This window comes from Bacillus sp. 05T21 (assembly GCF_056396785.1).
Map to the genome: position 1 here is coordinate 194,046 of NZ_JBFTMD010000002.1, position 14,029 is coordinate 208,074.

Below are 14,029 nucleotides of genomic sequence, written 5' to 3' on the forward strand. Positions count from 1 at the left end.
TGCGTCTAATACGGTGTCCATTCAATTTGCTTCGCACTTTCAAATCTCTTTTCTACATCTGGCCAATTTACAACATTCCACCAATTTTTAATATATTCATCTTTTCGATTTTGATATTGTAAATAATACGCATGTTCCCATACATCCAGTACAAGGAGTGGTATCGTATCCCACTGTGTAAACAATTGATGAAGCGTACTTTGCAAAATTTCTAACCTTCCTGAACGGGGTACCCATACAAGAATTGCCCATCCTGAACCTTCCACTTTAGAAGCGGCTTCCGTGAAATGCTTTTGAAAACGTAAAAAACTTCCGAAATCTTGCTCAATTTGTTGTGAAAAAGCCCCTCTCGGACTTCCACCACCATCTTTTTTCATGTTATTCCAAAATATCGTGTGTAAGTAATGACCTGATCCATGAAAAGCCGCTTCTCTTTCCCAATGCTTAATTAAATCAAATTGATTTGTTTTTCTCGCTTCTTCCATCATCTTCTCTGCTTTATTTAATCCTTCCACGTAACTACGATGGTGTTTATCATGGTGTAACATCATAATTTCTCGTGAAATGTACGGTTCTAGCGCATTATATGGATAAGGTAATGGCGGAAGGGTATGCCCCCCAATCGGAACAGCTCGTTCGCTATCCCCTCTTTCACATAGTTCATATTCCTCTCCTTCTTGCATAAATACTTCCTGTAAATGGTGTTGAATATGTTCTACATCATCACTTATTTCATACATAAACTCGGCATCTGTGTCGTATTCATGCTCTTTCATACGCTCTAATAACGTTTGAATTTTATAAGCAAGCATATGGACATCATACACTTCCATTGCACGGCTATCTAATACTTGAAGAACACTTTCACACCAGCTTTCTACTTCATGAAAGTAATCTGTAAATACACCTTGCTGACTCATGTCACACCTCCTTGATGCTATCCACTTTAACTATATTCAATTAAAATCCCTTATATAACTGGACAAAAGGAAAAGAAGCTAAGTATCCTTAGCTCCTTTTCCTTAATTAATATTTGTGCAACATTTTTGTTTGGTAATCTGTCTCATAATATTCTAGTTCTTCACGCATCAATTGAAATTTCCCTTCTAAATCCTTCATCATTCGTTCTATAGATCTAGGGGGGATTTGCTGAAAAACAATAGAATTTTTCCCTGTATAAGCAGAACGACTATTTTCATACCAATGATCATTCTTTGGCGAAAAAAACTCTGCAATTACTTGATGGTAAATCTTATATAAAACTGTTTCAGCTGCGGTCTTTCGAAATGGTTGGCTATTCAGCAAAACAAAACATGCATCAAGTCCTTCTTCACAAAAAACAAGAAGTCTTCTTATTGATGCTAATATCCCTTTATAGTATTGCTCGTTTCCTGTTGGTGTCTCCTCCAATAAAGAAGGTAACGTATGATAATTTACATAATTAGTTATCAAGGAAATTACATCTTCTAAAAATATAGAAACTTGTTCTGTTTGATTTTCAACCATCAAATTAGACATGGCTTCTCTCTCCTTTGCCGTTTTACGCTATTTCTACTCTTTTATTTTTATGTAATTCAGCTAATATTTCTTGTACTTTCACCACTGTTCCCTCATCAAAGTATCGTTGAAAGTCTGTTACTTCATTGAGATACAAGCGCTTCTGCGCGCGTAGCTCTTTATCTTTCAGTAAACAAGCGATCGCTACAATATCTCGTAAATATACGTCTTGTTCTTCTACTTTATAAACTGGATTTCCTTCAAAAGGGGTAATTTCTTGTAAAATTTCTTCAAAATATCGAACATATAAGACAGAAAAGGTTTTCTCTTGATTATTTAATATATATGTCACTTCAGATCTATTAAAAAAATCTTCTGATGTATTCGGTTTTGCTTTTTCTAACTCATATCCTGCATAACCTATTATAATCATCTACTTCCCCTCTCTTCCTTCTTTCATCTTATCTTAACTTAATTTTCTGATAAACGAAATATTCTTTTAAATATAACCTATATAAAAAATAGCTTCCCTATACAGGAATTTACCTTTTTATTTTTCTTGAAGTTTGTCATAATAATATTATTGTCTCAGTTTTCTTACACAAGGAGAGTTGTATTTATGTCGTTTTCATGGAAACGTTTCTTACAAATCGGGAAAATAATCTTCCCATTTGTTGTCTTAACAATTGTTTTCTTTCAAGCTAAAAAAGAATTAGCAGGCATTTCTTTTTTAGAAGCAATTGAAACAATTAAAAACATTCCAACTGGTGGGGTATTTTTAGCGATTACACTCGGTGCATTTGCCGTTTCAACAATGTTCTTTTATGACTTTGTTATGCTTCGTTACTTAAAAGCAGACATACCTGTACAAAAGATTTTCCGTATCTCATGGATTGCAAACACTTTAAATGGATTTATCGGTTTTGGTGGTCTTGTTGGTGCCGGTGTACGTACAATGCTATATCGTCCGCATATAAAAGATAATGGAAAACTTATTAAAAGTATTGCTTGGATGACAACCGCTTTTATTAACGGATTAGCCATTCTGTCATTCCTCGGCCTTATTGGAATATTAGACACTAGTTTTATTCTGCACGAAAAACCGTGGTTATGGCCTGTTCTTATCTTCTTTGCTCTTTTCGTTCCTATATATATTGGGTTTTCTAAAATTAAAAATAGAAAAACAAAACAGCTAGACGGACAAGAGGAAGAAGAAGAAGAGAAAAATCCAACTGTTTTATATTCATTAGTTTCATTAGTCGAGTGGGTATCTGCCGGTATCGTTATGTACGTCATTTTAATATTGTTTGGAATTGATATCGAATTTCAAAAGTTTTTAGGTGTTTACGTAATCGCTGCTTTAGCTGGTGTCGTAAGTCTTGTTCCTGGTGGCCTTGGTTCATTTGACCTTGTTTTCTTAACTGGACTAGGACAATACGGCGTTGATACAGGCGTATTACTACCTGCTATGTTATTATACCGACTTGTCTATTACATCTTACCATTCTGCCTAGGTCTCATTTTTGCAGCCTTTGAAATGACAGGAGCGGCCATAAAAAAAATTGAAGATAAACCCTTTATTGCACCTGCGTTAGAAACAACTGGTGTAATTTGGACTTTACAACGTGATTTTTTAGGGAAATTAGGTTCATGGGCATCCGCCGCTTTAACAGTATTCGCTGGCTTAATGGTTATTCTATCAACAATTTTACCGACTAGTATAAATCGAGCTCACGCCTTACATATTTTAGCTCCAAAGCACCTTATTCAATTTTCTTTTAGCTTATCATTAACATTCGGTATTCTCCTCCTGATTCTTTCGCGAGGCATATATTATGGAACAAAGCGTTCTTACTATATGACGATTGTTTCTTTAATTGGAGCAGCAATCTTTAATACCCTAAAAGGAATTGACATTGAAGAAACCTTTATTTTATTAATCGTACTTGCTGTGTTGTATATGCTTCGTAAAAGATTTATACGCGAGAAAATGGAAGTCTCACTTTCTGATATCGTAAAAGTATTTATCTTCTTATTACTTACGCTATATTTATATAAAAACTTAGGTATTTTATTTGCGGGTGCAAAAGAAGCGTTCCAACCTGATTTTGTCGTTCGAAATATTACACAAGTTAAACGAAGTGCATTAGCAGCAGCCTTTTTCGTTCCTACTTTTTTACTTATCGGCTCACTAATTGCCAATCGTTATCGTAGTCAATTTCCCGGGCAACCAGCTAATGATAAAAGGTTAGAAAACTTCTTAGATGAACATGGCGGGAATGTACTTAGTCATTTAGGTTTTTTAGGAGATAAACAGTTCTTCTTCAGTAGTGACGGAAAAGCACTTCTTCTCTTTTCAATTACTGGAAAACGTCTTGTTGTACTAGGTGATCCAATCGGTGATCCATCCTCCTACCGCACTGTGTTGCAAGAATTTTTGACTGAAGCTGATCGATTTGGGTATATTTGCGTATTCTATCAAATTGAAAGCAAATGGATGAGCTTATACCACGATTTTGGCTACAACTTCTTTAAACTTGGTGAAGAGGCTGTCGTTGATTTAAATACGTTTACAATAACAGGAAAGAAACGTGCTGGTATGCGAGCCACTTTCAACCGTTTTGAACGAGAAGGTTATACATTCTCTATTCATGAGCCACCATTCTCAGACGAATTATACGAGGAATTAAAGAAAGTGTCTGATGCTTGGCTCGGCGGAAAAAAAGAGAAAGGATTTTCACTTGGGTACTTCGATCGTGAGTATATTAGTCGTGCCCCTATCACTACATTATCTGATGCAGAAGGAAAAATCATTGCATTCACAACCTTTATGCCAGTATATCAAAGTGGCATATTATCTGTTGATTTAATGCGTTATTATCCAGATGCCCCTAGCGGAATTATGGATGCAATTTTTATCCACTTATTCCACTGGGCAAAAGAAAATGAATACCATTCCTTTAATATTGGTATGGCACCACTCTCAAATGTCGGTTTATCAACGCAATCGTTCTGGTCTGAACGAGTTGCTGCTGCAATATTTAATAACGTTCGTTACACATATAGCTTCAGCGGTTTACGACATTTCAAAGAAAAATATAAACCTGCATGGAGTGGAAAATATTTAGCATTTCGAAAGAATCATTCTTTACCAATTACAATGCTCTCTGTAACAAAATTAATAGGAAAACGAAAAAACAGCTAAGTACTTAGCTGTTTTTTCGTTTTTGCACTTGTATACTAAACTCCTTTTCATACTTCTTACCATTTATATAGAAATCCCCCCATATTTTATATGTTCCTTCTTCTGGAAATGTAATACGATATTGTAATTGCTCATCCGTATCAACAGGAATGGCATATAAAAAATGTCCCCTCGTTTCATCAACGATATATAGCGCGTTGACTTCGCCTCTCCCTGAATTTAATTTCAGCTTTTCTCCCTTTTTCGCTTGAAACTGAAATGTTAATGTCGTTGCCTCATTCGGATGTAATGCACCAAATAAAAGAGACACTTGATGCTCTCCTATATTTTTTGTAAGTACAGTATCGACAGGTAGTTTCTTTTTATTCTTGTCCTTGTTTGTCTCCTTTTTTTCTTCACCAAAATCTTTCTTAGCAAATGATTCCACGGACTTGTTTTCATTTTCATACAAAAATATCGTGTACCCTTCACCTTTTGCTACATCTGAAGATAGCTTATACGATCCATTTCCAGCAAATATAGGCTTCGTTTGTTGTATGTTTTTCAAATTCCCATCCACTATCACTGCTCGAATTTGATCGTTCACACCACGAACTTCATTATTCATTTTATTTAGCAATTGAAACGAAATATCGGCTTTTTCATTTCCCTTTTTATTTTTCACATCCCATTTCACTTCTTGAACATCTCCGGTCGTTTCTACAGTTTCTTGATATTTTTTTATGTAAAATCCTCCTGCCACAATAAGTACTAGTGCAATAAGCCCAATGACAAGATTTTTCAAAATATCACCTACCATTTTTATTGTCTTTATCCATGCAAAACCTCTTAAATATATATTCTAGATTATGATTTATGAAATCCTCCTCTTTTGCACATATTACAAATAAAAAAGATTTTAATTGAAAGGAGTCGTAGTGTATAATGCAAATGATATTGATTTCTATCAATACATTATAAGGAGGATTTTTCATGAGTGTACATATTGAAGCAAAACAAGGCGAAATTGCTGAATCTATTCTATTACCTGGTGATCCATTACGTGCAAAATATATTGCTGAAACATTTTTAGAGGATGTTACTTGTTATAATAACGTGCGTGGTATGTTAGGTTTTACTGGAACTTACAAAGGAAAGCGTGTATCTGTTCAAGGTACAGGCATGGGTGTTCCTTCTATTTCTATTTATGTAAACGAATTAATTCAAAGCTACGGAGTGAAAAATTTAATTCGTGTTGGGACATGTGGTGCAATTCAAAAAGATGTTAAGGTACGTGACGTTATTATTGCGATGACTGCTTGTACAGATTCTAATATGAACCGTTTAACATTCCCTGGTTTTGATTTTGCTCCTGCTGCAAATTTTGATCTTTTAAAGAAAGCTTACGATGCTGGAACAGAAAAAGGATTACACGTTCGTGTTGGTAACGTATTAACAGCAGATGTATTTTATCGTGAGAGCATGGACATGGTTAAAAAACTTGGAGATTACGGTGTATTAGCAGTAGAGATGGAGACGACTGCTCTTTACACATTAGCAGCTAAATATGGTGTAAATGCATTATCTGTATTAACAGTAAGCGACCATATCTTCACTGGTGAAGAAACAACATCTGAAGAGCGTCAAACTACATTTAACGAAATGATTGAAATCGCTTTAGATGCAGCAATTCAGCAATAGTACACTAAAGAACTCGTCATACGTCTGGCGAGTTCTTTTTTATGCTAAAATACTTCTATAGTCACTGTACCGTCTCTTTATGTGACTTTCTATAAAAAACTACTTTAGAGATAGACAGATTTATCCCCTCTACTTTTTTGTAACCTTTGTTATAATTAAGAAATCATTTATATTACAGTATTTTTCATACGAGGTGAAACAGTGAAGAACAGAAGCATCGTCTTTAAACTATTTTTATTAACATCAACTTTATTTACAATCATATTTCTCCTTTTTTTCCTTGGACAATCTCTATTTTTAGAGAAGTTTTATATTAATAAAAAAGTAAAAACCGTTCAAACGGCTTTTGAAAAATTCGTAGATAATTATGAAAAAAGCGACAAAAGTTTTGAGGAAATCAGAAAGCTAAAACAAGAATTTCACGATAAAACGAATGCTGAAATGCAATTTTTAGATTCTAACGGCATTATTAAAAGTGAAAACAATTACTATATTGAGGTAATTAACCCTAATAACAATAAAACCTATTCCATCCCACTTAATAATCTTTTAACACCCGAAGAATATAATAAATTCGAAAATTTAGGCTTAAAAAAAGAGGGCATGATTCACGTAGAGGGATTTTTACAAGATAATATAATAACGCCACTAGAACTGACGACTAATTATAATCGATGGCGAAATGAAAATGTCAATTCGGATTTTCAAACAATTAGTGGTAACCCCTCTAAAAATAGACTCACAAATCGATATAAAACTACGTCTCAGATCAGTTTTACCGGTGTGATATCTAAATTACATATCCCTTCCAAATCTGAGGTTCGCCTTGCAAATGATTTTGAAACATTACAAGCTGTTGAATATTTTGCAAGCACTATTAGACAAGGTACTTCTAATTCAAATCAATTAAACACGTATATTTTAGATAGTGGGGAAAATATAAAAAACAGTGTCTTTGTAAAGCCTATTATGGAAAACGGAAAAACTAAGGAGTACGCTTTTGTGATAGCATCTTTACAACCTGTGAATGAAGCAATGCTCGTTTTAAAAGATTATTATGTCTATGCCTTAATTATCGTGTTTCTCGTTATTATTTTGTTATCCTTCTACTACTCAAAAATCATTGTTAAACCATTAATTAAGATAAATCGTGTTACAAAAAAAATGGCCAACTTTGATTTTAGCGAGAAGTTACCTGTTACAGCAGACGATGAAATTGGCGGGTTATCAAGTGGTATTAATACACTCTCTGTAAATTTAAAAGATCGAATCGACCGATTAAATGTTGCTAATACAAAATTACAACAAGATATAGAACGCGAACGTCAATTGGAAAAAACGAGAAAAGAATTCATTTCTGGTGTATCTCATGAATTAAAAACACCACTTAGTGTTATTCGTAGCTTCGCTGAAGGTATTCAAGATGGCGTAAGTAAAGATACGACATATTATACAAATGTTATTTTGGAAGAGACAGATAATATGAACAGGCTCATTGTTGAAATGTTAGAATTAGCAAAACTAGAATCAGGTACGTACAAACTAGAAATGTCGACATTCTCGATCGGTGAATTAATTCAACAAGTCTATACAAAATTATTATTTAGCATGGAGGAAAAACATTTACAAGTGGACATCCATGCTGACTCTTCTCTATTTGTTAAAGCAAATCGTAGCCGTATTGAGCAAGTCGTTGTAAACTTACTTAGCAATGCAATTCGATATACTCCAGATGGTGAAAAAATACACGTCTCTATTATAGAAACGGAAGATACAGTGAAAATCAAAATTGAAAACACAGGTAATCCTATTCCAGAAGAAAGCCTTGAAAAAATTTGGGATCGCTTCTACCGTTTAGACGCTTCTCGTAGCCGTCATACTGGAGGTACTGGCCTTGGGTTATCCATTGTGAAAAACATTTTAGATCTCCATCACGCTGAATACGGCGTGTATAATACCACTAATAGCGTTGTATTTTATTTTAATTTACAAAAAGTAAAAGAAGTCAAATAATTTGTCTTAATTTCACTAGGAGTTCACATGAAATTCACACTCTCCCTTTATAGTAAGAAACAAGTTAATCCTTTCCTTTACACATATAAAAGAGGAGAGTGCGTGAAATGAAACAAGCAGGACAACCTATTCAAAATGAAAAACAATTAGAAACTATCAAAAATATACTTTTACAATCTTCGAAACGTGATGGCTTATTATTCGTATTAGCTGTAAATTCTGGCTTAAAAGTAAGTGAAATCTTACAATTAAAAGTTAGTGATGTAATCGATGAAGACGAAAATGTTCGCCATTCCATTTTATTTTACAATGAAAAAGTAAAGAAACATAAATGGTTTGCTGTAAATGAAGACTTACAGCACGCAATCGAAGACTACATGAAAGAACGTAAAACTTGGAAACGTAATGAACCATTATTAAAGTCTCAAAAAGGAACAAAGTCTATTACGAGACAACATGCATGGTACATTTTAAACAAAGCTGCAAAAGAAGTTGGATTAGAAGGGATTAGCTCACATACACTTCGAAAAACTTGGGGCTATTGTGCATACAAATCAGGTGTTGATATTGCATTTTTACAACACTTCTTTGATCACAGTACTCCATCCAAAACTTTAAAGTATATCGGTATTGCTTAATAACTCTTATACATAAAAAGGTTACCATTTGTAAATTTGGTAACCTTTTTTATGTTTCATATTCTCTTTTCTTGTCTCTCCTATACTGTAGTGGTACTCTAATAGTAAGGGGGAGAAATTATGAACACATTAACAATTGAATTACCAAAAGAAACGGCTGAAAAACTTGATTTATTAAAGAAATCTTATGAAAAGAAAACAGGTGCTACAATTTCTGAAAGCACTCTCGTTCAAACACTTATCTCAAAGGAATTTATCCAAGCGATAACTCCTTTTGATTTACAACAAATCATCAATGGAAAAGAACAGCAGTAATTGCTGTTCTTTTTTTATTACTATTTAAAATATAAAGTGAAACTTTAATCAGTGGGGGGTTTGTTCATCCCCCACTGATTATTAGCCTTCACCAATCGGGCGCTTACGGGCAGCAGGGCTCCCACCTAACTTCTTTGCTCCAGCCGAATTTTGAGGTAGGGGTTTTACTGCCGCAAATAGCGGGATAAAAAGTTTTTTACTTATTTTCCGAAAAACCATTGACAATGATAATGATAACCATTATCATTTATTATGAAGCCAACAATTGATGAATCAACCAAACGCTCAGTAACATTGTTACCCCTCTTTTTCATATAGAAAGGCACTGTACATTCCCCCTGTTTGTACAGTGCTTTTCTTGTTTATCATCATTCAAACAAATTTAATTGCTCAGGCTTCGGCTCACCATATGTAATGTTCATCATTTTCATAAGCTGTTTCGCATTATCCGCTGCATCTCCGCCCGAATTATTATTAAACAATACAAATATATCCTTCGTCTTCTTTTTCAATCGCTCTAATCGTTCTACCCATTCCGCCAATTCTTTACTATTATAACGATATAAACAGCGAACCGCTCTCCAATTTTCTCCTTTATCCAGCCAACCATGAACATTTCGGCCATGAAAACGTATTAACGCCATGTCCGAGTTTGTTGCCTCTAATATAAGCGGTACTGATCCTATTCCAGCCTGAGGCTCATCGCAAATTGTATGAATCCAGTTTTCTTTTTCTAAAAACTGTAACGTCTTATCTCTCATTTCTGGATAAAACCATGTTTGATTTCGAAATTCTATTGCACATGGGAAATCTTCCATTTTTTCTTTCGTGTATCGAAGTAAATCTACATTTTTCACTTTACAATCAAACCATGGTGGGTATTGAAATAAAATCATTTTTAATTTATTTGCTTCTATTAAAGGAAGAATGGATTGTTTATACACATCAAACATCTCATCGAACGTAGAAAAAGGGATTTCCCCTTTCATATGTCCTGTCATTCCTTGATAGGCTTTTACTATAAAAGAAAAATCTTTCGGCGTTTCCATCGCCCATTTTGTATAATTCCGCGCAGGTTGTATCGCATAAAATGAACTATCTACTTCCACAATGGGAAAATGTTCACTATAAGTTCGCAATTTATTTCTATTTTCATAGGGATTTATATATAAAGAATCATGATCTCCCCACCCTGTCACTCCAATGAAAAGCAAATATATCCCTCCCTTTTTAACTTCACCTTCTATCCATTCTACTCACTTCCCGGACATTTCAGCTAATCAATTTCATTAAATAGCCCCTTCTTTAAGAGTATCCGTATAAAAATATGATATACTAAATGGAAGAATTTTTAAATTGAGGGGTTATTTATTTATGCTTCCAAATGATGATATTGTATCTCATGAAAAACGAATAGAAGAACTAGAAAATAAAGTGCGGTTATATGAAGAGCTTGTGAATCAATTACCACATCATTTCACATACAAAAATCCACATATTGGTTTACAAATAAAGAAAACGAGAACGACTCATTCCATTCAAAACATACAAAAAGAGAATAAAAAGGCTGATTTTCAACTTACTTGCGATTCATTATTTTTATTTGAACAACTTGAAACATACTTTGTTCATATTTTTGATGCTTTTTCACATCATGTCACCTTTGTTGATAGTAAAGGAAATATAACTTTATGTAATCAAGCTGCAGCAGATGATTTTGGTGTAGTACGAAATGATATAATTGGAAAGCCAATTCAACAATTACTAAACTTGCCAGAAGAACAAATTAAAGCGATTGAAACATTAAGAACAGGAACAGAAATATATAATGAAGAAGTGTTAGACAAAAACTATGGTATTTTAAACAATCGAATTATTCGGGATTATAACGGAGAGATTTTTAGAGTTATTAGTGTCTTCCATTATTTAAACACAGAACGTGATGCAGAAAAATTTTCATTAGCAGGACGAATCGCAGCTGGGATTGCTCATGAAGTACGAAATCCCCTTACAACGGTACGTGGATACTTGCAATTTCTACAAGATAACGTTTCTCCATCCAATAAAGAATTGTTTAAAAGTCTACTCATTCCTGAACTAGATCGTGCAAATAGTATTATCACAAAATTTTTAGCCATTTCAAAAACGCGTGAATTTACTAGAGAACCTTTTCCCATCAATACGTTTTTACGCGAATATATTCAACAACTACTTGCTAGTGAAGTTTTTTTACACAACATTTCTATTGACTATGAATTTTCTACGGAATTAGATGGTGTACTTGTCAATATCGATCGTCATGAACTTGTGCAAGTTTTTTTAAATTTATTTCAAAATGCTATCGATGCTCGAGGCGAAAGACCTCTTTCCATTCAAATCTCTAGTTATCGCCTAGATAACTTTGTTCGGATTACTTTCACAGATAACGGAACTGGGGTTCCTCCAGCTATTCAAGAATATATCTTTGATCCATTCTTCTCAACAAAAGATTCAGGAACAGGACTGGGCTTGTCAGTAACGAAGAAAATTATTCAAAATCATAACGGTACATTAAAAATGTCTAGTAATCAAAACGGTACAACTTTCACTATTTCTATTCCAATTTTACCTAAAGCGAACTATGAACGAATTAATCATTAAAAAGGTTGGGCTGTTCCACGAACTGCACGCAAATTGTTAGATATAATCTAACAATTTGCGTGCAGTTTTTTTATTCTAACCTATTCTTTTTTAACTCATATAAATCTTTCTCTATCTCTTAATTGTTCTTTGTTTTACAAGATAGGTAAACTTCTTATTTTTTTAGAAATAGTAGTTTGTCCCTCACGAATTCAGTTTAGTTTTCATTTTATTATATAGTCACGACTATTTATTCTATAAAAGAAAGGAATGAACAAATGTCCAACAAAAATAAAGGGAAAGTGTTTTATGGTAATGATTGTTGCGAAGTAAGAGCTTGCAGTTATATTAACATCTCTAAGGCAGAACTAAAAGAGTATGCTAGACTTCTTCAAGCTCTTGGTCAAAGTATTCAAGCTGTATTTCAAAACCCTTCTCAAGATAACATCGATAAACTAATTACTCTCCTGAATAATCTTCAAAAATTCCTCAGTTGCTTAAATTTATCACCTGCACAAGAAAAAATTGGTAGTTCTATTATTGCTAACTTATTAACTATCCTAAAGTCCTCACCTTTCTCATGCGGAGCATTGTACGTTGAACTACAAAGTTTGCTTAATTATTTATTGTATATTGCTAAGTTATTCAAAATCGATTGCTGTACTATCGATAAACTAGTTAAGCTCATTACAGAAATTCAAGCTATCCTAGTTCAATATGGATCAGGTTGCCTTGGTGGAGGAACAATAGGACCTACTGGACCTCAAGGTCCGGCTGGCGCTCGGGGTGCTACTGGACCTCAAGGACCTCAAGGTATTCAAGGGACTCAAGGTCCGGCTGGTGCTACTGGACTTCAAGGACCTGCTGGTGCCCAAGGTGCTCAAGGTACTCAAGGTCCGGCTGGTGCTACTGGCGCTCAAGGTGCTCAAGGTACTCAAGGTCCGGCTGGTGCTACTGGTGCCCAAGGTGCTCAAGGTCCGGCTGGTGCTACTGGCGCTCAAGGTGCTCAAGGTACTCAAGGTCCGGCTGGTGCTACTGGCGCTCAAGGTGCTCAAGGTACTCAAGGTCCGGCTGGTGCTACTGGTGCTCAAGGCGCTCAAGGTACTCAAGGTCCGGCTGGTGCTACTGGTGCCCAAGGTGCTCAAGGTCCGGCTGGTGCTACTGGCGCTCAAGGTGCTCAAGGTACTCAAGGTCCGGCTGGTGCTACTGGCGCTCAAGGTACTCAAGGTCCGGCTGGTGCTACTGGTGCTCAAGGCGCTCAAGGTACTCAAGGTCCGGCTGGTGCTACTGGTGCTCAAGGCGCTCAAGGTACTCAAGGTCCGGCTGGTGCTACTGGCGCTCAAGGTGCTCAAGGTCCGGCTGGTGCTACTGGTGCCCAAGGTGCTCAAGGTACTCAAGGTCCGGCTGGTGCTCAAGGTGCTCAAGGCGCTCAAGGTCCGGCTGGTGCTACTGGCGCTACTGGACCGTCGGGCACACCAATCCCTGTAACTATAGCAGCAATAGGAAATTCTAATCCACAAACTATATCACCTGGAACGAATATCCAATTCAATCAAGTTTTCGAACTAAATAATCTCATTTTTAATGACACTTCAGATACTTTAACTATTTTAGAAACAGGAGTATACGATATTAGTTTCTCAGCATCTACAACCTTCCCGGGTTCTTCACCATTTGGATTCGGTATTTCATTCAACGGTCAACCACCTACTCGTAATTTTTCAACTAACGTTATCGGTAGTGCGGTTTCTTTCTCCACAATTGTTACTTTAACAGCTGGTACAACAATCTCCGTACAACCTACAGTAAATACTATTTCCATCCCTAACACTGGTGACACAACAGCTACACTATCAGTCTTCCGAATTTACTAATTTTAGTTTTCATTTTATTTTTGAACGACCAAGAATGTTTGATTTATAGTAATTTGTATTATTTTGATTGTATGTTAAATCTTTCTTTTAATAAAAAGGAGCACTTATTTTGGAGGATAAGTGCTCCTTCTTTACGTTTCTTTACTTCAAATTTACTCTAGCTTAATCCTCTTTTTGTATGATGAATA

At 35.2% G+C, this 14,029-nt stretch carries 12 protein-coding genes; 7 read left to right on the top strand and 5 right to left on the bottom strand.

Annotation, left to right across the window (positions count from 1 at the left end; genetic code table 11):
* Positions 1–5 precede the first annotated feature (5 nt).
* The 3 genes from AC1DKZ_RS05910 to AC1DKZ_RS05920 all read right to left on the bottom strand — a co-directional run bounded on the left by AC1DKZ_RS05910 (position 6) and on the right by AC1DKZ_RS05920 (position 1,930).
* Positions 6–920 carry a superoxide dismutase gene (locus tag AC1DKZ_RS05910; RefSeq protein WP_002030730.1) on the bottom strand — a complete coding sequence of 305 codons (915 nt, stop codon included), beginning with the start codon at positions 918–920 and terminating at the stop codon, positions 6–8.
* A gap of 106 nt (positions 921–1,026) precedes the next feature.
* Positions 1,027–1,518, bottom strand: coding sequence for a YpuI family protein (locus AC1DKZ_RS05915; protein ID WP_002135239.1), 492 nt, complete (start codon positions 1,516–1,518; stop codon positions 1,027–1,029).
* A 22-nt stretch (positions 1,519–1,540) separates the two neighbouring features.
* Positions 1,541–1,930 (bottom strand): hypothetical protein, encoded by a 390-nt coding sequence (locus AC1DKZ_RS05920; RefSeq protein ID WP_002135238.1) that lies wholly within the window; start codon positions 1,928–1,930, stop codon positions 1,541–1,543.
* Positions 1,931–2,116: 186 nt separating this feature from the next.
* Between AC1DKZ_RS05920 and mprF the strand changes: the two genes are divergently transcribed.
* On the top strand, positions 2,117–4,702 hold the full coding sequence (mprF, locus tag AC1DKZ_RS05925; RefSeq protein WP_476995789.1) for a bifunctional lysylphosphatidylglycerol flippase/synthetase MprF: 2,586 nt from the start codon (positions 2,117–2,119) through the stop codon (positions 4,700–4,702).
* A 4-nt stretch (positions 4,703–4,706) separates the two neighbouring features.
* Here the strand turns inward: mprF and AC1DKZ_RS05930 are convergent, their stop codons facing one another.
* A complete protein-coding gene (locus AC1DKZ_RS05930; RefSeq protein WP_044438004.1) occupies positions 4,707–5,501 on the bottom strand; it encodes a hypothetical protein in 795 nt (264 codons plus the stop codon).
* A gap of 173 nt (positions 5,502–5,674) precedes the next feature.
* On the opposite strand from AC1DKZ_RS05930, the gene deoD reads away from it, so the two are divergent.
* From deoD to AC1DKZ_RS05950, 4 genes are all read left to right on the top strand, one after another.
* Positions 5,675–6,382, top strand: coding sequence for a purine-nucleoside phosphorylase (deoD, locus tag AC1DKZ_RS05935; RefSeq protein ID WP_000110707.1), 708 nt, complete (start codon positions 5,675–5,677; stop codon positions 6,380–6,382).
* Between the two features lie 201 nt (positions 6,383–6,583).
* A complete protein-coding gene (locus AC1DKZ_RS05940) occupies positions 6,584–8,395 on the top strand; it encodes a sensor histidine kinase (RefSeq protein ID WP_002141011.1) in 1,812 nt (603 codons plus the stop codon).
* 107 nt (positions 8,396–8,502) lie between these two features.
* On the top strand, positions 8,503–9,033 hold the full coding sequence (locus AC1DKZ_RS05945; RefSeq protein WP_000806230.1) for a tyrosine-type recombinase/integrase: 531 nt from the start codon (positions 8,503–8,505) through the stop codon (positions 9,031–9,033).
* A 120-nt stretch (positions 9,034–9,153) separates the two neighbouring features.
* Complete coding sequence (locus AC1DKZ_RS05950; RefSeq protein ID WP_002011737.1) at positions 9,154–9,348, top strand: DUF3924 family protein; 195 nt, start codon at positions 9,154–9,156, stop codon at positions 9,346–9,348.
* A gap of 368 nt (positions 9,349–9,716) precedes the next feature.
* Here the strand turns inward: AC1DKZ_RS05950 and AC1DKZ_RS05955 are convergent, their stop codons facing one another.
* The gene (locus AC1DKZ_RS05955) at positions 9,717–10,562 is read right to left on the bottom strand and encodes a DUF72 domain-containing protein (protein WP_219301810.1); all 846 of its coding nucleotides are present in this window, start codon (positions 10,560–10,562) and stop codon (positions 9,717–9,719) included.
* 160 nt (positions 10,563–10,722) lie between these two features.
* On the opposite strand from AC1DKZ_RS05955, the gene AC1DKZ_RS05960 reads away from it, so the two are divergent.
* Together AC1DKZ_RS05960 and AC1DKZ_RS05965 are read left to right on the top strand one after the other, a co-directional pair.
* Positions 10,723–11,988, top strand: coding sequence for an ATP-binding protein (locus tag AC1DKZ_RS05960; protein ID WP_002126365.1), 1,266 nt, complete (start codon positions 10,723–10,725; stop codon positions 11,986–11,988).
* A 257-nt stretch (positions 11,989–12,245) separates the two neighbouring features.
* Positions 12,246–13,841, top strand: a complete 1,596-nt coding sequence (locus AC1DKZ_RS05965) for a Gly-Xaa-Xaa repeat protein (protein ID WP_476995790.1) — start codon at positions 12,246–12,248, stop codon at positions 13,839–13,841.
* Positions 13,842–14,029 lie beyond the last annotated feature (188 nt).